This window comes from Rathayibacter sp. AY1A7 (assembly GCF_002930845.1).
Taxonomy (GTDB): domain Bacteria; phylum Actinomycetota; class Actinomycetes; order Actinomycetales; family Microbacteriaceae; genus Rathayibacter.
Genome location: NZ_PSTL01000012.1, coordinates 66,801 through 85,677, shown reverse-complemented (window position 1 = coordinate 85,677; position 18,877 = coordinate 66,801). Strand labels below are relative to the sequence as shown.

Below are 18,877 nucleotides of genomic sequence, written 5' to 3'. Positions count from 1 at the left end.
GGAGCGTCCTGCCGACCGGCGTCCTGCCGACCGGCGCTCACCGGGAGCGTCGGTCGGCAGGGGCGCGGTCGCCGGGAGCCTTTCGGGTCAGCGCTGGACGAGCGGAACGGCGATGTCCGTGACGTTCGCCCCGATGGCGCCGAGCGGAGTCGCCGTGCCGTTCAGCAGTCCGATCTCGTAGAGCGCCCCGTTGACGGCGGCGAGGCCGACCGAGCCGATGGAGCTGCCGTTGCGGAGGACGGAGTAGATGTCGAAGCCGGTCGCACCCGCTGCGTCGAGGCCGAGCTTCCCGGTCGGCGCCAGGGTGCCGGCGTTGGCCGGGGACTGGATGGCGATCTGGTCGAGGGCCGTGTCGAGGACGAACAGGGTGGTCGCGCTGTTCGCGTCGAGGTCGTTGTTCGTGTACGCGGCCCCGGCGACACCGGTGGCCACGGCGGGCGCGGCGTAGCTGAGCGTGCCGTCGGCGACCGTCGCGGCGCCCGCGGTGGCGAACGGCTGACGGAGGTTCTGGCCCGTGTCGCTGACCACGCGCAGCGCGTTGGCGGCGGGGTTGAAGTCGACGCCGAAGGAGGTGCCGCTCAGCGCCACGGTGAGACGGGTCACCTGGGTGGCCACGCCGGTGGACGGGTTGATGGAGTAGACGCCGGCGCTCGCCGCGTTGTCGCCGACGCCGTAGAGGGCGCCGTCCTGGACCCGGTAGTCGATGCCGATGAGCGCGGTGTCGCCGCCGGTGAGGCCGGTGACGGCGACGCGGTTCGTGACCTTCCCGGGCTTGGTCGGGTTGAACTGCACGAGCTTCGTGCCGCCGTCGGAGAGTCCGACGACCCGCAGCTTCGCCGCCACGGAGCGGACCGCGTTGATCAGGTTCCTGTCCGACGCGCTGCTGGAGTCGCTGGTCGCCGCGGCCGGAGCGACGCTGCTCGCACCGGCGAGCACGGGTGCCACCGCCATCACGCCCGCGACGGCGACAGCTGCGATACCGACTCTGATGTTCCTGGTCATCGTGCACTCCTCGAGACTTGCGGTCGCCGGAGATCGGCGGCTCGGAGGGGGATACCGTCCGGAGCGCGCGAGCGTTCATCCGATCCGGAGATCCGTGCCCCGTCACTCCAGCGAGCCGTCGGCGAACCGGCGGAGCGCGGCCGCGTAGCGGTCCGGGTCCCGGTGGTCGCTGTCGGTCAGGAGCAGCACCGAGCCGGAGACGGCGCGCGTGTACTCGCCGCGGCAGGGGAGGGTGACCACCGTCGTCAGTCCGGCCTCCAAGGCGGGGACGAGGAAGCCGAGGCAGCGCCGCTCGGGGGCGGCGTCCAGAGGGACGTCCCGTGCGTCCATCTGGGCGGACCGCAGCTCGTCGTGCCAGGCGCGGAAGGGAGCTCCGAGGGAGTCGTCGCCGAAGCGCTCCCGCCAGCCGGGGCCGCGAGCGAGGTCGAGGAGGCGTGCGCGCTCGGGCGATCCGTCGGCGGTGCTGGAGAGCCGTCGGAGGAGCGGGCCGGTCTCGACCGCCAGATGCTCGACGCAGTCCTGCCACAGCTGAGGCCAGGCGCGTTGCTCGTCGGCGCCGGGCTCCGCCGACCCGACCCGCTCCGGGGACCGCTCGAGCGGCGGCGGCCCGTCGCCCGCCGGGGTGAGGCCCCGCGCCTCGCGGATCCAGAGGAGCTCGAGCAGCGCTGAGGGGTTGTCCTCGACCGTGATGACCATCTCCGACGGCCAGGGGTCGCCGGGAAGGGGACGGGATGCGCGCATGGGAGGGGCTCCTTCCGAGGGGATGAGGTCGGATCGTGCCGGAGAAGGCTCCAGAGACGCTGGGCCCGCGTCGGCCGACGCGCCACTCCTCCCGGCGACCGGCGGCATCGCCGATGATCGTCCCCGCCGGCGATCGAGGACGGCGCCGAGCGCCTCCCGAATGTCGGTGCCCCCGACCTACACTCGGACGCGTTCGAACACACGTTCGATACCACGAGGAGGGAGCCGACCATGGGTGTGACCGTCGTGGAGCGCATCGCGACTCCGGCCTCGGACGCCGTCGCCGTCACCTTCCTCGTCACCAGCGAGGCGGTGGCGGCGGGATTCCCGTCGCCGGCGCAGGACTACTTCGACGGGTCCCTCGACCTCAACGACCACCTGATCCGCGACAGGACGTCGACGTTCATCGTCCGCGTCTCGGGCGAGAGCATGGTCGGCGCGGGCATCAGCGACGGCGACGAGCTCGTGGTCGACCGGTCGATCACGCCGACGCACGGGAGCGTCGTCATCGCGATCCTGGACGGCGAGCTGACCGTCAAGCGCCTCGAGCTGCACCCCGGGGGAGTGGTGCTGCGGGCCGAGAACCCGGAGTACCCGCCGATCCACGTCGCCGAGCTGAGCGACCTCCAGGTGTGGGGCGTCGTCACCGTCTGCCTCCACCGGCTGCACCGTGCGCTCTGAGCGGCGCATCGCCCTGGTCGACGTGAACTCGTTCTACGTCTCCTGCGAGCGGCTGTTCGATCCGAGGCTCGCGGGCCGGCCGGTCGTCGTCCTCTCGAACAACGACGGCTGCGTGGTCGCCCGCTCCGACGAGGTGAAGAGGCTCGGGATCGAGAACGGCACGCCCTGGTTCCAGATCGAGCCGCTCATCCGCTCCGGTCGCCTCCCGGAGGTGATCGCCCGATCGAGCAACTACGAGCTGTACGGCGAGCTGTCCGCGCGCGTGATGGAGCTGCTGGGCCGCTACTCCGCCTGGCAGGAGGTGTACTCGATCGACGAGTCCTTCCTCGGCGTCGACGGCGACGTGGCGGAGCGGGCGAAGATCGGCCGGGCGATGCGGGCGGCCGTCGCGAAGAACGTCGGCCTGCCCGTCTGCGTCGGATTCGGGCCGAGCAAGACTCTCGCGAAGTTCGTCAACAAGGGCGGAGCGAAGAAGCACCCGCGCCTGGGGGGCGTCTGCGATACGGACTGGTACACGCCCGAGCAGCTCGACGCGCTCATGGCCTCGCAGCACGTCACCGAGCTGTGGGGAGTCGCCGGCCGCACCGGGAAGCGCCTCGCGGAGCTGTCCATCCACACCGTCCGCGACCTCCGCGACGCGGACCCCGCGCTGATCCGCAAGAAGTTCTCGGTCGTCCTGCAGCGCTCCGTCTACGAGCTGCGCGGCGTCGACTGCATCCCGCTCGAGGCCGCCCGCACCGTCCGCGACCAGCTGATCTTCTCCCGGTCCTTCGCCACTCCCGTGACGACGATCGCGGACATGGAGCAGGTGCTCTCCGTCTACGCCCAGCGCGCCGCACACCGCCTCCGCGCTCAGGAGTCGGTCACCAGGACGATGAGCGTGTTCGCGTCGACGTCGCCGTTCGCGGACGCGCCGTACGAGTCCGCCGGCGGCATCGCCGGCTTCCCCGTGCCCACCGACGACCCGGTGGGTATCGTCAAGGCCGCGATCGGCACCCTGCGCCCGCGGCTGCGGGAGGGCGCGCGCTACGTGCGGGCCGGCGTCATCCTCACGAACCTGTCGCCGCGGCACTCCCACGCGCTGCTCGAGATCTTCCACACCGCCTTCGACACGAAGGGCCTCGGCGCCACCATCGACGCCGTGACGAAGCGCCACGGCCGGTCCGCGGTCGGCCTCGGGCTGGCGGGCATCCGCACGGGGCCGGTGTGGACGATGAAGCGCGACGCCCTCTCGCTCCGGGCGACGACGCACTGGGGCGAGCTGGCGACGGCCCACGCGCGGTGAGCCCGCCGGCGGGGAGATCGGGTCATCCGACGCGTAGGCGCCCGGGGCGCTCTCGGGCAGGCTCGTCGCCATCGACGAGTGTCGGTGCGGGGACGGCGGGAGGACCCATGGCCGAGAGCTGGCAGGACGCATCGGTGCGGGGCGTCGCGATGATCGAGAACGAGCTGGTCGTGCGCGACTTCCTCGAGGTGTGGAGCGCTCGCGACAGCCGCCAGCTCGTCCCGTTCCTGCATCCGGAGGTCGTCTACAGTGCGTCGAGTTCGCAGGAGATCGCGGGGCGGGCGCGGGTCCTCGAGATGTGCGACGAGGTCCACCGGGCGTTCACCGAGATCCGGATCGCCCTCGTCACGATCGCCGTCGCCGGCAGCGTCGTCCTCACCGAGCACGCCCTGCACCTCCGCTCGGACACGGGGGAGGGCCACTGGCTCCGCTGCTTCGGGAGCTACGAGCTCCGCGGCGAGCAGATCGTCACCTGGCGGCAGCTCCATGGGTGAGGGCCGCGCGTGACGGCGGTGACCGGCCCCGCGCGACTCAGGCTCGCCCTGGTGCTGCTGGCGATCGCCTCGGGCGCGACCGACGCGTTCGCGTTCCTCCTGCTCGGCGGCATCTTCACCGCGAACATGACGGGCAACCTGGTGCTGCTGGGGCTGTACCCCCGCTCCGCCTGGCTGACGACCGCGGCCGGAGCGGTCACGGCGATCGTCTTCTTCGCCGGAGCGGTCTACGCCGGGTTCCGCACGACCCGGGCGCGCACGCCGTCGACCGGCGACGGGAGACGTCCGCTCCGCTCGATCGCGCTCGTGGGGGTCGTCCTGCAGCTCGCCGTCGCGGTCGCCTGGCCGACGGTGCAGGGCGGCACGTCGCTGCTCGTGGACTGCGCGTTCATCGCGACCAGCGCGGCGGCGCTGGGGCTGCAGACCGTGCTCGCGAAGCGGATCTCCGGCGCCGCCGGCCTGACGACCACGTTCGTCACGGGCACGCTCACGAGCCTGATGCAGGAGCTCGCCGAGCGCTCGTCCGGGTCGAGGACCCTCCAGGCGCTCATCGTCGCGAGCCTCGCGGTCGGGGCCGTCGTCGGAGCGGCGACCGTGACGCTCGCTCCGGCCTGGGCCCCGACGCCGGCCCTGGTGCTCTCGGCGGTCGCCGTCGTGCTTCTCTTCGCGCACCGCGCGCGAGCCGTGCCCGCGGGAGCGGAGCCCGGGGCCCCGCGTCCCGCGTGACCGGGATCAGGCGTCGAGCGCCCACTTCGGCCGGACCCAGTGGCAGGTGTAGCCGCCGGGGTGCTTGCGCAGGTAGTCCTGGTGCTCCTCCTCGGCGTCCCAGAACTCGCCGGCGGGCTCGACCTCGGTGACGACCGGTCCGGGCCAGCGGCCCGACGCGTCGATCTCGGTGATCGTCTGACGCGCGACCCTCTCCTGCTCAGGCGAGAGGAAGAGGATCACGGAGCGGTAGGCCGTGCCGATGTCGTTGCCCTGACGGTTCTTCGTCGTCGGGTCGTGCACCTGGAAGAAGAACTCGAGCAGGTCGCGGTAGGAGAGCTGCTCGGGATCGAACTCGATCTCGACCGCCTCCGCGTGGTCGCCGTGGTGGCGGTAGGTCGCGTTCGGCGTGCTGCCGCCGGCGTAACCGGCGCGGGTGCTGAAGACGCCCGGCATGTCGCGGATGAGCTCCTGGAGCCCCCAGAAGCATCCGCCCGCGAGGATCGCGCGCTCCTCGGCCATCAGACGCCTGCCTTCGTGTCGTGCGCGGACTCGCGCGGAGAGATCATCATGCGGGCAAGTCCATCACGACCGGGGACGTCGCGGCGAGCGTCGGACGACTCTCGGAGCAGACCGTCGGCGGGGGAGCCGAGCGTGTCCCGGCCGAGCGCTCCGTCACTGCGATCGGTACGCCGCCGGAGATGCACCGGCAGAACGAGTCATCTGACCGGGTCGCTCCGGGTGCCCCCGTTCCTACGCTCGTCGGTACAACCGAGGAGAGAGCGGAGCCGACCATGGAGCAGCCGAACGTCGAGACGCGCAGTGCACGGCGGGTGATCGAGACCCTGACCGCCAACGGCGTGAAGTACGTCTTCGGGATCCCGGGAGCGAAGATCGACGCGGTCTTCGACGTCCTCGCCGACGAGGGGCCGGAGCTGATCGTCTGCCGGCACGAGCAGAACGCCGCCTTCATGGCCGCCGCGGTGGGACGGCTGACGGGCAGCCCGGGCGTCGTCCTGGTGACCTCCGGCCCCGGCACGACCAACCTCGCCACCGGCCTGCTCACGGCCAACACAGAGCAGGACCCGGTCGTCGCGCTCGCCGGGGCCGTGCAGCTCTCCGACCGCCTCAAGCGCACGCACCAGTCGATGGACGCGGCCGCCTTCCTCACCACCGTGACGAAGTACGCGGTCGAGTCGACGGATCCGGACGACGTCTCGGAGGCGGTCAGCAACGCCTTCCGCGCCGCCGTCACCGAGCCCCGAGGCGCCGCGGCGGTCGTCCTGTCGGCCAGCGTGATGGCCGCGCCGACCTCGCAGGTCATCACCCGGGCGGCCACGGGGCCGACGAGCGGTCCGGCGCGCGCCGAGGACCTCACGCACGCCGCCGACCTGATCAACACCGCGGAGCGGCCCGTCCTCCTCGTGGGCCTCCGCGCGTCGGAGCCGGAGACCGTCGCGGCCCTGCGGGCCCTGATCAGCGAGACGGAGCTGCCGGTGATCGAGACGTTCCAGGCGGCCGGCCTCGTCCCCCGCGAGCTCGAGGACCACTACCTCGGCCGCGTCGGCCTCTTCAAGAACCAGACCGCCGACCTCGCCCTCGCCGAGTCCGACCTCGTCGTCGCGATCGGCTACGACGCCGTCGAGTACGACCCGGTGATCTGGAACAGCGACGTCGACCGCCGGATCGTCCACATCGACTCCGTCGACGCCCCGCTGGACAACCACTACCTGCCGGCGCTGGAGCTGAAGGGCGATCTCGCGCAGACCGTCGCGGCCCTCACGCCGCTCGTCTCCGGCCTGCAGCTCGACGAGGACGCGGCCGACCGGGTCGCCCGGCACCGGAGCGAACTGGAGCGGATCGACGACGCGGCGCGGACGGCCGAGGCGGCTCCCGGGACCGTCGATCCCGCCCGCCTCGTGCTCCTGATGCGCGACCTGCTCTCGGACGACGCCACCGTGGCCTGCGACATCGGCTCGAACTACATCTTCATGGCCCGGCACTTCCGGGTGTACGAGCCCAAGCACCTGCTCTTCTCGAACGGGCAGCAGACCCTCGGCGTCTCCTTCCCGTGGGGCATGGCGGCGAGCCTCCTGCGCCCCGGGACCCCGGTGGTCTCCGTCTCGGGCGACGGAGGTTTCCTGTTCTCCGCGACGGAGATCGAGACGGCGACGCGGCTCGGCCTCTCGTTCACGCACGTGATCATGCGGGACGACACCTACGACATGGTCGGCTTCCAGCAGCTGCTGAAGTACGGCCGCAAGTCCGGGGTCCAGCTCGGCGACTACGACATCGAGAAGTTCGCGGCGGCGTTCGGCGCCACGGGCAGGCGGGTGAGCGGCCTCGCCGAGTTCGAGGAGGCCTTCCGCGCCTCCCTCGCCGAGCCGGGCGTCTCGATCATCGACGTCGCGGTGGACTACAGCCGCAACGTCGACATCGCCGCCCACCTGGTCGAGGACGCCTTCGAATGAGCACGCACACGGTCGACTCGACCGACGACTACGCGATCTACCAGAGCTCGACCATGGCCGCGCTGCTGGCCGGGGTGTACGACGGGGACCTGACGATCCGCGAGCTGCTCACCCACGGCGACCTCGGGCTGGGCACCTTCAACCACCTGGACGGCGAGATGGTGATCGTCGACGGCGTCTGCTACCACCTACGCAGCGACGGCTCCGTCCAGGTCGCGGACGGCGACGACCGGACGCCCTTCGCCGCCGTGCTGCCCTTCCACGCGACCACGACGTTCACGGTGGAGGAGCCGACCGGTCTCGCCGGCCTCACCCGGCTGATCGACGACGCGGTCGACGGCGGGAACATCCCCGTCGCCCTGCGGATCGACGGCCGGTTCACCGAGGTCCGAACCCGGACCGTGGGCGCGCAGACCGAGCCGTACCCGCCCCTGATCGAGGCGACCGCCCACCAGAGCGTCACCGGCATCGCCGACACCCGCGGCACGATCGCGGGCTTCCGCACTCCGCAGTTCGAGCAGGCCGTGTCGGTCCCCGGGTATCACCTGCACTACGTCGACGACGCCCGTGAGAAGGGCGGGCACGTCCTCGACGTGACCGTGGCCGAGGTGACGGTCTCGCTCACGACCGTCGCCGGACTGCACCTCGCGCTCCCGGAGACGGACCAGTTCCGCCGGGCGGACCTGGCGATGAAGGACATCGCGGCGCAGGAGGCGCGAGCGGAGGGGTGAGGCGGGCGGGACCTCCGGGGAGACGGGCCGGCCGCGACCCGTCTCCCCGGATGCCCGTCAGGGCGCGAGCTCCTCGCGGACGATCGCCGCTCCCGCGCTCAGCGCGCTGAGCTTCCCCCAGGCGAGGTCGCGGGGCAGCGGCGCCATGCCGCAGTTCGTGCTCGGGAGGAGCAGGTCCGCGTCGACGAACCGGAGGGCGCGGCGCAGGGTGTCGGCGACCTCCTCGGGCGTCTCGACGGTCCCGCTCGCCACGTCGATCGCTCCGAGCATGACCTTCTTGCCACGGACGAGCTCGATCAGCTCCATCGGCACGTGGGAGTGGTGGCTCTCCAGCGAGACGATGTCGAGCGAGGACTGCTGGAGGAGCGGCAACGACTCCTCGTACTGCCGCCACTCCGACCCGAGGGTCGCCTTCCAGTCGGTGTTCGCCTTGATCCCGTAGCCGTAGCAGATGTGCACCGCGGTCTCGATGCGGAGTCCCTCCGCCGCCCTCTCCAGCGCGGCCACACCCCAGTCGTGCACCTCGTCGAAGAAGACGGTGAAGGCGGGCTCGTCGAACTGGACGATGTCGACTCCGGCGTCCTGGAGGGCTCGCGCCTCCTCGTTGAGGATGGTCGCGAACTCCCACGCCAGCTTCTCGCGGCTCCCGTAGTGCCGGTCGGAGAGGGTGTCGATCATCGTCATCGGGCCGGGCAGCGCCCACTTGATCGGCTGATCGGTCTGCTCGCGCAGGAACCGGGCGTCGTCGGCGAACACGGGCCTCTCGAGCCCTACGGCGCCGACGACGGTCGGCACGCTCGCGTCGTACCGGTCGCGGATGCGCACCGTCTCGCGCCGCTCGAAGTCGACGCCCGTGAGGTGCTCGATGAACGTCGTGACGAAGTGCTGCCGGGTCTGCTCCCCGTCACTGACGATGTCCAGGCCCCGGTGGTGCTGCTCGTGGACAGCGGCGCGCAGGGCGTCCTGCTTGCCCTCGGCCAGGGCGTCGCCGGTCAGCCGCCACGGGGACCACAGGGTCTCCGGCTGCGCGAGCCACGACGGCTTCGGCAGGCTGCCGGCGATCGAGGTGGGCAGGAGCGGGAGGGACGTCGAGGATCCGCGGGCGCTCATCGGACCGCTCCCGCGTACCCGGCGGCCCACTGCCGCAGCCGCTCCCCGTGCGGCTTCATGAGGTGCTCCTCTGCGAACCGCCCCTGCTCGACCGCGAGCCGGCCGCGCTCCTCGCGGTCGTAGGAGACCGCGGGCCGCACGTAGTCCTGCTGCTCCAGGTCCGGCCGGTAGACGTCGGCGGCGGCTGAGCGCGCGCCGTAGATCTCGGGCCGGTAGATCCTCTGGAACGTCTCCATCGTGCTGATGGTGGCGATGAGCTGGAGGTCCGAGTAGTCCTCCAGCAGGTCGCCGCCGCAGTAGAACGCGAGCGGCGCCGTGCTGCCGGGCGGCATGAAGAAGCGGACCCCGAGGCCCATCTCCGCGAAGTACCGGTCGGTCAGCGAGAGCTCGTCCTGCCGGTACTCGACGCCGAGGACCGGATGGAGGGTCCCGGTGCGCCGGTACGTCCTGCTCGTCGAGACGCTGATGCAGATGACGGGCGGCGCCGACGAGAGCTCCGCGTACTGCGCGGAGTCCCGGAAGTGCTGGAAGAGCGCGCCGTGCAGGACGCCGAAGTCGTCGGGGACGGTGAAGCCGGCCTGCGCGGCGTTGACCGCCGGCAGCCGCACGCTGAAGTCGTGGTCGCGGAGGTAGGAGGAGAAGTTGTTCCCCAGTGTCCCCGGCTGACATCGGCCGGTGCGGCGGTCGAGGATCCGGGTGCGCAGGACCTCCAGCAGGGGGAACTCCCGGTCCTCGCCGTCCGTGGTGAGCCGCAGCCCGACGGAGACGATGTCGAGCCCGACCGTGTAGCGGCCGCGGCTCGGATCGTCGCCCGGCACGAGATCGTTCAACCGGTCGTCGATCATCCGCAGCGCGGTCCGGAGGTTCTCCCGGCGGCGCTCGCCGCGGGCCAGATTCGCGAAGTTGGTGGTGATCCGGGAGCTCTGGGCCGGCGAGTAGTCCTCGTCGAAGGGGGTGAGGGTGATGCTGAAGGCGGGTTCGTTCGTCATGATCGGCCGATCGGTAGGAGGGACTGGGGCGGGGGCACGATCAGTGCGGGTGGTCCTCGGTCAGCTTGAAGCCGAGTCGGCCGTGCGCGAAGGCGGCTCCGGCTCCGATGGCGGCCGCGACCCAGGCTGATTCGGCGAGCTCGGTCTCGGTCGCACCGGCGCGCACGGCGTTCTGGCCGTGGCCGTCGATGCAGTAGACGCACTGCTTGCTGATGCCCACGGCGTAGGCGATGAGCTCGCGGTACTTGAGCGGGATCTCGCGACCCTGCGGAGCGAAGACGGCGGTGTCGAAGGCGGTGAACGCCGCAAGGACGTCGGGGGTCTCCTTCTTGTAGGCGGCGGTGTAGCGGCGGTCGGCTGCGCGGTCGTAGTAGGCGTCGGTCATGGTCTTCCTTCGGAGGTCGGAGAGGGGGCGGAGGGGATGAGGTCACGGCCGGGCGGGGATCTCCAGGCCGAGGTTCTCCCGCAGGGTCGTGCCCTCGTACTCGGTGCGCAGCGAACCGCGCTCCTGCAGCAGCGGCACGACGCGGTCGACGAACTCGTCCAGACCACCCGGGTGCAGGTGCGATCCGAGGACGACCCCGTCGCCGCCTCCGCTCTGCACGAACTCGTCGAGACGGTCGGCGACCTGCTCAGCCGTGCCCACGTACTCCGTGCGGTCGAAGACGGTCTCGGCGAGACCGCGGAGGGTGAGGTCGCGCTCCTGAGCGAGCGCACGCCAGGCGCGCACGGTCCCCGCGCGATCACCGTGGATCAGTGCGCGGCCCTCGATCAGCGGCGGCGCCTCGAGGTCGGGCTCGAGATCGGGTACCGGCCCGTCGACGTCGAAGCCCGACAGGTCCCGGTTCCAGACCTGCTCGAAGAGCACCTGGATCGTGCGCGGTGTGAGTTGCTGATCGCGGATCCACCGCGCTCTCTCCTCCGCCTCCGCAGCGGTGCCGCCGAGGACGACGGCGGCTGACGGGAGGATCCGCACGGAGCCGGCCGGGCGACCCGCCGCCGCGACCCGGGCCGCGATGTCGCGCGCGAACTCGTGCGCCTCAGGTCCCCGGTGGTAGGGGGAGAAGATCACGTCGGCGCTCGACGCCGCGAAGTCGCGACCCTGCGGAGAGACGCCCGCCTGCACGATCACCGGGCGGCCCTGCGGGCTGCGCGGCACGGTGAAACGGCCGGAGACGTCGAACTGGCTGCTCGAGACGGCGAACGACCCCGTCGACGAGTCGGCGAGGAACTCGCCGGAGGGGGCATCGGCTCGCACGGCGTCGGAGGTCCAGGTGTCCCAGAGCGTCGTCACCGCGCGGACGGCCTCCTCGGCACGGGCGTAGCGGTCGGCGCGGTCGAGGAAGCCGCCGCGGCGGAAGTTCGCGCCCGTGAAGGCGTCGAAGGACGTGACCACGTTCCACCCCGCTCGTCCGCCTGAGAGGTGGTCGAGGGTCGCGATCTGACGGGCGAGCTCGAAGGGCTCGTTGAACGTCGCGTTGAGCGTGCCGACCAGGCCGATGTGCTCCGTGACCGCGGCCAGCGCGGCGAGGAGCGGCAGAGTGTCCGGTCGTCCGGCGATGTCATGGTCGAACGGGCGCCCCGCGCGCTCCCGCAGTGCCAGACCCTCGGCGAGGAAGAAGTAGTCGAACCGCCCGCGCTCCGCGGTCTCTGCGACGCGGCGGAACGTCGAGAAGTCGACCTGGCTGCCGGCGTCGGGGTGCTCCCACAGGGTGTGCTCGTTCACCCCGCCCACGTAGGCGGCGAGGACGATCTGCTTCGGTCGCCGCGTCATGACTGCTCCTCGGAGGCGTAGCGGTTCGGGATCGACGTGGGCAGGCCCAGGGCTGAGCGGAGGGTGCGGCCCTCCTCCGTCCCGACGAGCAGACCGCGTCGGCGCAGCTCGGGCACGAGGTCGTCGGCGATCAGCGGCAGATCGGTGGCGAGAACCGCGGGTCGGAGGCGGACGCCGTCGTAGCCGAGCCGTGAGAGCTCGGCGATGCGGTCGGCGACGGACGCGGCCGACCCGGCGGCGACGGCGGCGTCGCCGGTGAGCGGTCGGCCGAGAGCGTCGAGGCGCGAGAGTCTGGCCGCGGCGGACTCCGCCGGGGTGTCGAGGACGACGACGAGGTCGGCGAGGACCCGCAGTCGCTCGCCCGTGCGCCCCGCCCCGCGCTCCGCCTCGGCGATCTCCTGGAGGATCCTCTCGGCGTCCGCTGCGTTCTGAGGCGTCGCGAAGACGACGTCGGCCGAGCGCGCGGCGAAACGGTAGGGGATGTCGGCGTGTGCGAGCGCGGCGACGACGGGCTGCCCCTGCGGCGGCCGGGGAGTGATCGCGGGGCCGCGCACCGAGAACCAGCGTCCTGCGAAGTCGACGCGGTGCACCTTGTCGGCGTCGAGGAAGCGATCGGTGGCGACGTCGCGGATCTCGGCGTCGTCCTCCCAGCTGTCCCAGAGTCTCCGTGCGACCTCGACGGCGTCGGCCGCCTCCTCGAAGAGCTCGTCGACGACGGCGCGGATCGCGGGGTCCTCGAGAAGGGGCGTGCCCGGCTCCGGCGGCACGATCGCCGCGATTCGTCGTCCGACGTGCGAGGCTTCGTCGACGCGTGACGACACCCTGACCTGCCAACCGCCCCGCCCCCGGCTCAGGTGGTCGAGCGTCGCGACGGCCTTCGACACGTGGAAGGGCTCCGTGTGCGTCACGGTGACCGTGGGCACGAGACCGATGCGGCTCGTGAGGGGGGCGACGTAGGAGGCGATCAGCAGCGCGTCGAGCCGGCCGCGGACCTCGTCGGTGCGGTCGTCGGCCAGGAAGGGGTCCGCCGATTGCAGGGCGAAGGAGTCCTCGATCGTCACGAAGTCGATCCCGCCGCGCTCCGCCCGCTGCACGATGTCCGCCCAGTACGCGCCGGTGAAGAGCGCGTCGGGACGGGCGCCAGGCTCGCGCCAGGACGCGGGGTGCCAGCCGGCGCCCTCGAGGGCGACGGCGAGGCTGAGGGGTGGGGCGGCGGTCATCGTGCTCCTCGGATCAGGGTGCCGGCTCGGACGAGCTCCTCGTCGTCGAGTGCGCGGAGGCGGCGCAGCAGCGCGCGCGCGACCTTGTCGTTCTCGCGGAACGACACCGCGTTCGTGCCCGGCCGGGAGAAGGCGCCGACGAACGGCGAGTCGGTGTACGGGCCGATCGCGTACCGGCGGCCGACGCGGCCTCCCGCCGTCGAGCGCAGCAGGGTGTCGTCCTGGTGCACGCGCAGCCTCCCGGTCGACAGGAGAGTGTCGCCGACGTCGACGAGGTCCTCGACCGCCGACCCCGACGCGACGAGCGCTCGCATCAGCGCGTCGTCACTCCTCGCAACGGACGTCCGGGGGAGGCGCGCGTCGACGAGAGCGTCAGCGAGGACGACCTGATCGGTCGCCCCGCCGCTCGCGACGAAGCGGCCCTCCTCTTCGGAGGTCTCCACACGGATGCCCGGGCCGAGGAAGTCGACGACGCCCGCGTCCGAGAGTGCGAGCAGCTCCTCGAGACGGTGCGCGGGCGGCCCGCTCGCGAGGAAGCTGAACCAGCCGAGCCACCATCCGTGCAGATCCTCGATCCGCGAGCGGGGCGTCCACCTCGCGGACGCGGTGAGATCGGCGACGAGGAAGTGGCTGCGCAGAAGCGCGAGGAAGAGCGCCATCGTGGCGCTGTGCTCCTGCCCGCTGCGCAGAGCCAGGTCGTCCCGGATGTAGGCGCGCACCGCCTCCTGCAGCGCCGAGCCGTCGGCGAACCGCACATCGGCGAACGGGCGGTCGAGATCGGGGAGGAGCAGCCTGTCGAGGCTGTCCGGCACAGTGTCCGCGACGAGCGCGGTCAGGGTCCGCGCATCTCCGAGGACCCGCTCGGCGTCGGCCCCGAGTGCGGGGAGAGCGTACCCCTGTCCCGCTTCGGGTCGCGGGCCGCGGGAGCCGGCGAGGACCGAGGCGCGCGGGTCGAGCCGCGAGAACACCTCCGAGAAGTGCGTCCAGTCGGTGCTCACCCGGTCGGGGTGCCCGGTGAAGAGCTCACGGTAGTAGCCCCAGAGCATCTCCTGGGCGATCAGGGGCCAGACGTCCTCGCTGAAGTCGAGCGGGCGGTGTCGCGAGCGCAGCTCCTCGACGACGGACGCCGAGAACCAGCGGGGCTCGGGCGCGGCTCCCTGGAGCGTCGAGCCGATCTTCGAGTGGTAGGGGACCCCGCGGCGGCTGCCGATCAGGATGCGCGGCTCACGTCCCGACGGGTGGTAGCGCAGTCCGCCGGCGTCGTCCCGTTCGAAGCGGCCGCCCCGGCCCTCGGTGAGCAGCACCAGGAGGTCGACCGCGACGAGGCCGAGGCCGCGCACGATCACGTCGTGTCCGGCGCGGAGGGATCCGAGGTCGGCGTCGGCCGTGAACGACGGCGGCAGGTAGGCGAGGCCGTGGCGCTCGGCGAACCCGGCCAGCCGGGTCTCGTCGACCGTCGGCAGAGCGCCGCTGTGCCCGAGCGAGAACAGGACCAGGTCCGCCTCGATCACGTCGCCGGAGTCGAGGACGACCCGCTGCGCACCGTCGTCGCGGCCGAGCACCTCGACGACGCGCGCCGCGTGCTCGCGGACCTCGACGTCAGGGCGGAGAGCGGCGAGCGCCTCCCGGTGGAACCAGCGCAGATAGAGGCTCTGCAGCCGGCGGGTGGGGAAGCTGTCGGCGCGGAGCCCGTCGAGCTCGCGGCGCACGGCTTCGTCGCCCTCTGCGAGCGCGATCCGGCCGGCCCGCACCGCCTCCGCCCACTCGATCAGCGAGGGTCCGGGGCGCACCGGCCCCTCGATCGTCGCGCTCGCGTCGGTGAACATCGTCACGTCGGCTGCGAGCGAGTTGAGCTTCAGCAGCGGCGACTGCTCGTAGCGCCAGATCCGGCCGGGGCCGACGGGGTACGGGTCGACGACGTGGACGACGAGCGCGGCCGGCCCGAGGGCGTCCTCGGCGGCGTTCGCGGCGAGGCGCTCGAGGACCCCGACCGCGCGGGGACCTCCCCCGACGATCACGAGGGAGCGGGTCCCGTCCGATGGCGCTGACATGCGTCCACGATGACCCTTCCCCCGTGAGGACGCCGCTCTGTGACGACTCGTGACGATGTGAAGAAGTGTGTAGCGGCGGGTTGGAGCCGGGTGGCCGCGGACCCTAGCGTCGGCCCCCACGGCGTGCAGAACGGTGCGCCCCGACAGGCAGGAGCCTCGAGTGCCCATCGAATTCCTCGGCATCGCCGCGCTCAACGACGGCAGCGAGACACGAGCACGCAGCGGCGCGAGCTTCGACCCGGAGTACACGGTGCGTCTGGCCGCGGCTCATGAGGACAGCGGGTGGGACCGCATCCTGTTCGCCTACCACTCCGGAGCCCCCGACCCCGCCGTCGCCGCCGCTTTCATCGCGTCGCGGCTCGAGCGCATCCAGCTGCTGCTGGCGCACCGGCCCAACGTCTCCTACCCCACGGTCGCGGCGAAAGCCTTCGCGACCCTCGATCAGCTGAGTGGAGGCCGCCTGAGCGTCCACGTGATCACGGGCGGGTCGGACGCGGACCAGGCCGCGGAGGGCGACTACCTGAGCAAGGACGAGCGCTACGCGCGCACCGCCGAGTACATCAGGATCGTCAAGCAGGTCTGGACGACCCGTGAGCCGTTCGATCACGTCGGGGAGCACTACCGCTTCTCCCGGTTCGTCAGCGACGTCTGGCCGGTGCAGCAGCCTCGGCCGCAGATCTCGTTCGGAGGCTCCTCTCCCGCCGCTCTGTCCGTCGGTGCCGCCGAGAGCGACGTCTACGCGCTCTGGGGCGAGCCGCTGCGGGACACCGCCGAGCAGATCCGCAGCATCCGGGAGGCGGCGGCGGCGGCCGGCCGCGACGTCGCGCCGCGCATCCAGGTCGCCTTCCGACCCATCCTCGGGGCCACCGAGGAGCAGGCCTGGGAGAAGGCGGAGGGGATCCTCCGCCGCATCGAGGCGCGCACCCGCGAGACCGCCCCCGGAGGCCTCGCCGCGCCGGAGAACACCGGCTCGCAGCGCCTCCTCGCGATCGCCGCCGCAGGCGACCGTTTCGATCGCGCGCTCTGGACCAGGGCGGGAGTCGCCGCGGGAGCGCGCGGCAACTCGAACGCCCTCGTCGGGACACCGGAGACGGTGGCCGCCGCGCTGCTCGACTACGTCGATCTCGGGGTCGACATCATCTCGGCGCGCGGCTACGACTACGTCGACGACACCCTCGACTTCGGTCGCCACGTGATACCGCTGGTGCGCGAGGAGGTCGCTCGACGCGACGCCGCGGCCGCCCAGGCCGCCGAGGAGGCCGCTCGTGTCCTCGTCTGACACCGTCGCGGCCGACGAGTTCGTCCATGTGCGGGCCGATGACCCGCGGGCCCGGCCCCTGCTCGACGAGCTCGAGCGCGAGTACGACACCCGCTACGGCACCGCCTGGGGCGAGCCGGCATCGGCCGAGCTCGCGCGCTACCCGAGCGAGGTGTTCGCCCCGCCGGAGGGATCCTTCGTCCTGCTTCTGCGCGACGGCACCGCGATCGCCGGAGGCGCGCTGAAGAGATTCGACGACACGACCGCCGAGCTCAAGCGCATCTGGACATCCTCGGCGCACCGTCGGCAGGGACTCGCCCTGCGCGTGGTCGCAGAGCTCGAGGCGGAGGCCCGCCGGCTCGGCTACTCGACCGTCTACCTCACGACCGGGCCGCTCCAGCCGGAGGCGCAGCGGCTCTACCTCACCGCGGGCTACACACCGCTCTACGACGTGACCCAGCCTCCGGAGGTGGTCGTCCTGCACGGCTATGCGCGGACGCTCACCGATCGGCCGCTCGACGTCGCGAGGATCCGGACCGCGCACGACGACTCCTTCGCGCAGCTCACCGCGTCCCTGCCCGACGGCGGAGCACGCCTGCGCGGTCGCGTCACGGGGCGTGCCTCATGAGCGGCACGATCGCGCCGCCTCGACCGCGGGACACGTCCGGCCCCCTTCCCGGAGGCATCGACCTCGCCCGACTCGGCGAGCGGCCGGTGCTGCCGCTGCGCCACCCGGTGCGCTGGGTGGTCGCCGCACTGGTCCTCGTGCTCCTGCTGAACGCCGGACAGACCCTCTTCACGAACCCGTCGTGGGAGTGGCCGAAGGTCGGGACCTGGCTCTTCAGTCCGGCGATCCTGAAGGGGCTGCAGCTGACGCTCCTCGCCACCGCCATCAGCGCCGTGATCAGCTTCGTCGGAGGCATCGTCGTCGCAGTAGCCCGGCTCTCGGGCAATCCGGTGCTGTCGACGCTCAGCTGGGTCTACATCTGGCTGTTCCGCTCGGTGCCGCTGATCCTCGTCCTCATCTTCCTGTTCAATCTCGGCAACCTGTATCCGACCGTCGGCATCGGCATCCCCTTCGGTCCGCAGTGGTCGGTGCCGACGGTGTCGCTGCTGCCTCCGCTCGCCCTCGGCGTGATCGGCCTGAGCCTGTCCGAGATCGCCTACAGCGCCGAGGTCGTCCGTTCCGGGGTGCTCGCGGTCGATCAGGGGCAGCACGAAGCGGCGAAGGCGCTCGGGATCCCGCAGCGCCGCCAGTTCACCCGCATCGTCCTCCCGCAGGCGCTCCGCTCGATCGTGCCCGCCTACGTGAACCAGATCATCGGCCTGCTGAAGGCGAGCTCGCTGCTGTTCTACGTCTCGCTGCTCGATCTGTTCGGGGTCGCTCAGAACCTCGGCAGCACGTACCCGACGGACATCATCCCCCTGCTCGTCGTCGCGACGATCTGGTACCTGGTGCTGACCTCGGCGATCTCGGTCGTGCAGTTCTACATCGAGCGCTTCTACGCCCGCGGCGCGCACCGGGAGCTCGCGCCCACGCCCCTCCAGCGGGTGCGGCGCTCGCTCGCCGGCCTGAGGAGTGCGCGATGACCGCCGCCATCGAGATCCACAACGCGACCAAGTCCTACGGCGACCGGACCGTGCTCCGGGGAGTCGACCTGCGCGTCGAGGCGGGCACCGTCACGGTCATCCTCGGTCCGAGCGGCTCGGGCAAGTCGACCCTGCTGCGGGCGATCAACCATCTCGAGAAGCTCGACGAGGGGTTCGTCTCCGTGAACGGCGAGCTGATCGGGGTGCGGCTGCGCGGCGGTCGGCTCAAGGAGCTGCGCGAGAAGGAGATCCTGCGCCAGAGGGCGAGGATCGGCTTCGTCTTCCAGAGCTTCAACCTCTTCCCGCACCTGACGATCCTCGAGAACGTCACCGAGGCGCCGATCTCGCAGGGGCAGCCGCCCGCGGAGGCCCGCGAGCGGGCACGCGCCCTGCTCGAGCACGTCCGTCTCGCCGACAAGGCGGCGGCCTATCCGAGGCAGCTCTCCGGCGGCCAGCAGCAGCGCGTGGCCATCGCGCGTGCGCTCGCGCTCGACCCCGAGGTGATCCTCTTCGACGAGCCGACCTCGGCTCTCGATCCCGAGCTCGTCGGGGAGGTGCTGCAGGTCATCCGGTCGCTGGCCGAGAGCGGCCGCACCCTCATCGTCGTGACCCACGAGATCGGCTTCGCCCGCGAGGTCGCCGACCGGGTGGTGTTCGTCGACGACGGCCTCGTCGTCGAGCAGGGCAGCCCGAGCGAGGTCCTCGACCGCCCGCAGAATCCGCGGACCCGCGACTTCCTCGGCCGAGTCCTCGGCTGAGCCCCCGCACTCCTCCT

Annotated in this window: 19 protein-coding genes; 10 read left to right on the top strand and 9 right to left on the bottom strand. The window is 71.9% G+C overall.

The features are described from left to right. Positions 1-87 precede the first annotated feature (87 nt). Both C5B95_RS10965 and C5B95_RS10960 read right to left on the bottom strand, forming a co-directional pair. Positions 88-1,002 (bottom strand): DUF4394 domain-containing protein, encoded by a 915-nt coding sequence (locus tag C5B95_RS10965; RefSeq protein ID WP_219813843.1) that lies wholly within the window; start codon positions 1,000-1,002, stop codon positions 88-90. Between the two features lie 102 nt (positions 1,003-1,104). Next, a complete protein-coding gene (locus C5B95_RS10960) occupies positions 1,105-1,743 on the bottom strand; it encodes a hypothetical protein (protein ID WP_104349154.1) in 639 nt (212 codons plus the stop codon). 231 nt (positions 1,744-1,974) lie between these two features. On the opposite strand from C5B95_RS10960, the gene C5B95_RS10955 reads away from it, so the two are divergent. The 4 genes from C5B95_RS10955 to C5B95_RS10940 all read left to right on the top strand — a co-directional run bounded on the left by C5B95_RS10955 (position 1,975) and on the right by C5B95_RS10940 (position 4,929). Continuing rightward, positions 1,975-2,424, top strand: a complete 450-nt coding sequence (locus C5B95_RS10955) for a LexA family transcriptional regulator (RefSeq protein ID WP_104238880.1) — start codon at positions 1,975-1,977, stop codon at positions 2,422-2,424. Further along, positions 2,414-3,709 (top strand): Y-family DNA polymerase, encoded by a 1,296-nt coding sequence (locus tag C5B95_RS10950; protein WP_104349153.1) that lies wholly within the window; start codon positions 2,414-2,416, stop codon positions 3,707-3,709. Before C5B95_RS10955 ends, C5B95_RS10950 begins: the two co-directional genes overlap by 11 nt. 107 nt (positions 3,710-3,816) lie before the next feature. Further along, entirely contained in the window at positions 3,817-4,203 is a 387-nt protein-coding gene (locus C5B95_RS10945) for a nuclear transport factor 2 family protein (protein WP_104262240.1), read from the top strand. A gap of 9 nt (positions 4,204-4,212) precedes the next feature. Beyond that, entirely contained in the window at positions 4,213-4,929 is a 717-nt protein-coding gene (locus C5B95_RS10940) for a YoaK family protein (protein ID WP_104349152.1), read from the top strand. Positions 4,930-4,935: 6 nt separating this feature from the next. Here C5B95_RS10940 and msrA read toward each other — a convergent pair whose 3' ends face one another. Then, entirely contained in the window at positions 4,936-5,430 is a 495-nt protein-coding gene (msrA, locus tag C5B95_RS10935; protein ID WP_104226547.1) for a peptide-methionine (S)-S-oxide reductase MsrA, read from the bottom strand. A gap of 272 nt (positions 5,431-5,702) precedes the next feature. Here msrA and alsS point away from each other — a divergent pair, with 272 nt between their 5' ends. Together alsS and budA are read left to right on the top strand one after the other, a co-directional pair. After that, positions 5,703-7,379 carry an acetolactate synthase AlsS gene (gene alsS / locus C5B95_RS10930; RefSeq protein ID WP_104349151.1) on the top strand — a complete coding sequence of 559 codons (1,677 nt, stop codon included), beginning with the start codon at positions 5,703-5,705 and terminating at the stop codon, positions 7,377-7,379. After that, positions 7,376-8,110 carry an acetolactate decarboxylase gene (gene budA, locus C5B95_RS10925; protein ID WP_104223295.1) on the top strand — a complete coding sequence of 245 codons (735 nt, stop codon included), beginning with the start codon at positions 7,376-7,378 and terminating at the stop codon, positions 8,108-8,110. The genes alsS and budA overlap by 4 nt, the downstream gene beginning before the upstream one ends. 57 nt (positions 8,111-8,167) lie before the next feature. Here budA and C5B95_RS10920 read toward each other — a convergent pair whose 3' ends face one another. The 6 genes from C5B95_RS10920 to C5B95_RS10895 are packed head-to-tail and all read right to left on the bottom strand — an operon-like array spanning position 8,168 to position 15,254. Next, a complete protein-coding gene (locus C5B95_RS10920) occupies positions 8,168-9,220 on the bottom strand; it encodes a methionine synthase (protein ID WP_104226544.1) in 1,053 nt (350 codons plus the stop codon). Continuing rightward, positions 9,217-10,209: a putative oxygenase MesX gene (locus C5B95_RS10915; protein WP_104349150.1), complete on the bottom strand. Its 993-nt coding sequence runs from the start codon at positions 10,207-10,209 to the stop codon at positions 9,217-9,219. The genes C5B95_RS10920 and C5B95_RS10915 overlap by 4 nt, the downstream gene beginning before the upstream one ends. A gap of 40 nt (positions 10,210-10,249) precedes the next feature. Beyond that, positions 10,250-10,594 (bottom strand): carboxymuconolactone decarboxylase family protein, encoded by a 345-nt coding sequence (locus C5B95_RS10910; protein ID WP_104223293.1) that lies wholly within the window; start codon positions 10,592-10,594, stop codon positions 10,250-10,252. 42 nt (positions 10,595-10,636) lie between these two features. Next, the gene (locus C5B95_RS10905; protein ID WP_104223292.1) at positions 10,637-11,983 is read right to left on the bottom strand and encodes an NtaA/DmoA family FMN-dependent monooxygenase; all 1,347 of its coding nucleotides are present in this window, start codon (positions 11,981-11,983) and stop codon (positions 10,637-10,639) included. Next, positions 11,980-13,203 carry an LLM class flavin-dependent oxidoreductase gene (locus tag C5B95_RS10900; RefSeq protein WP_104226542.1) on the bottom strand — a complete coding sequence of 408 codons (1,224 nt, stop codon included), beginning with the start codon at positions 13,201-13,203 and terminating at the stop codon, positions 11,980-11,982. The genes C5B95_RS10905 and C5B95_RS10900 overlap by 4 nt, the downstream gene beginning before the upstream one ends. Next, positions 13,200-15,254 (bottom strand): FAD/NAD(P)-binding domain-containing protein, encoded by a 2,055-nt coding sequence (locus C5B95_RS10895; RefSeq protein ID WP_104291813.1) that lies wholly within the window; start codon positions 15,252-15,254, stop codon positions 13,200-13,202. The genes C5B95_RS10900 and C5B95_RS10895 overlap by 4 nt, the downstream gene beginning before the upstream one ends. Positions 15,255-15,414: 160 nt before the next feature. Here C5B95_RS10895 and C5B95_RS10890 point away from each other — a divergent pair, with 160 nt between their 5' ends. The 4 genes from C5B95_RS10890 to C5B95_RS10875 are packed head-to-tail and all read left to right on the top strand — an operon-like array spanning position 15,415 to position 18,860. Then, a complete protein-coding gene (locus tag C5B95_RS10890) occupies positions 15,415-16,533 on the top strand; it encodes an LLM class flavin-dependent oxidoreductase (protein ID WP_104223289.1) in 1,119 nt (372 codons plus the stop codon). Further along, positions 16,520-17,140: a GNAT family N-acetyltransferase gene (locus C5B95_RS10885; protein ID WP_219812350.1), complete on the top strand. Its 621-nt coding sequence runs from the start codon at positions 16,520-16,522 to the stop codon at positions 17,138-17,140. The genes C5B95_RS10890 and C5B95_RS10885 overlap by 14 nt, the downstream gene beginning before the upstream one ends. Then, positions 17,137-18,102 carry an amino acid ABC transporter permease gene (locus C5B95_RS10880; protein ID WP_104233982.1) on the top strand — a complete coding sequence of 322 codons (966 nt, stop codon included), beginning with the start codon at positions 17,137-17,139 and terminating at the stop codon, positions 18,100-18,102. The genes C5B95_RS10885 and C5B95_RS10880 overlap by 4 nt, the downstream gene beginning before the upstream one ends. Further along, the gene (locus tag C5B95_RS10875; protein WP_104223287.1) at positions 18,099-18,860 is read left to right on the top strand and encodes an amino acid ABC transporter ATP-binding protein; all 762 of its coding nucleotides are present in this window, start codon (positions 18,099-18,101) and stop codon (positions 18,858-18,860) included. The genes C5B95_RS10880 and C5B95_RS10875 overlap by 4 nt, the downstream gene beginning before the upstream one ends. Positions 18,861-18,877 lie beyond the last annotated feature (17 nt).

Excerpts from the sequence above, each read along its gene's own strand:
- budA (WP_104223295.1), top strand. The coding sequence starts at position 7,376 with ATGAGCACGCACACGGTCGACTCGACCGACGACTACGCGATCTACCAG.
- C5B95_RS10955 (WP_104238880.1), top strand. The coding sequence starts at position 1,975 with ATGGGTGTGACCGTCGTGGAGCGCATCGCGACTCCGGCCTCGGACGCC.
- C5B95_RS10920 (WP_104226544.1), bottom strand. The coding sequence starts at position 9,220 with ATGAGCGCCCGCGGATCCTCGACGTCCCTCCCGCTCCTGCCCACCTCG.
- C5B95_RS10880 (WP_104233982.1), top strand. The coding sequence starts at position 17,137 with ATGAGCGGCACGATCGCGCCGCCTCGACCGCGGGACACGTCCGGCCCC.
- C5B95_RS10905 (WP_104223292.1), bottom strand. The coding sequence starts at position 11,983 with ATGACGCGGCGACCGAAGCAGATCGTCCTCGCCGCCTACGTGGGCGGG.
- C5B95_RS10965 (WP_219813843.1), bottom strand. The coding sequence starts at position 1,002 with ATGACCAGGAACATCAGAGTCGGTATCGCAGCTGTCGCCGTCGCGGGC.
- alsS (WP_104349151.1), top strand. The coding sequence starts at position 5,703 with ATGGAGCAGCCGAACGTCGAGACGCGCAGTGCACGGCGGGTGATCGAG.
- msrA (WP_104226547.1), bottom strand. The coding sequence starts at position 5,430 with ATGGCCGAGGAGCGCGCGATCCTCGCGGGCGGATGCTTCTGGGGGCTC.
- C5B95_RS10960 (WP_104349154.1), bottom strand. The coding sequence starts at position 1,743 with ATGCGCGCATCCCGTCCCCTTCCCGGCGACCCCTGGCCGTCGGAGATG.
- C5B95_RS10945 (WP_104262240.1), top strand. The coding sequence starts at position 3,817 with ATGGCCGAGAGCTGGCAGGACGCATCGGTGCGGGGCGTCGCGATGATC.
- C5B95_RS10915 (WP_104349150.1), bottom strand. The coding sequence starts at position 10,209 with ATGACGAACGAACCCGCCTTCAGCATCACCCTCACCCCCTTCGACGAG.
- C5B95_RS10895 (WP_104291813.1), bottom strand. The coding sequence starts at position 15,254 with ATGTCAGCGCCATCGGACGGGACCCGCTCCCTCGTGATCGTCGGGGGA.
- C5B95_RS10875 (WP_104223287.1), top strand. The coding sequence starts at position 18,099 with ATGACCGCCGCCATCGAGATCCACAACGCGACCAAGTCCTACGGCGAC.
- C5B95_RS10910 (WP_104223293.1), bottom strand. The coding sequence starts at position 10,594 with ATGACCGACGCCTACTACGACCGCGCAGCCGACCGCCGCTACACCGCC.
- C5B95_RS10900 (WP_104226542.1), bottom strand. The coding sequence starts at position 13,203 with ATGACCGCCGCCCCACCCCTCAGCCTCGCCGTCGCCCTCGAGGGCGCC.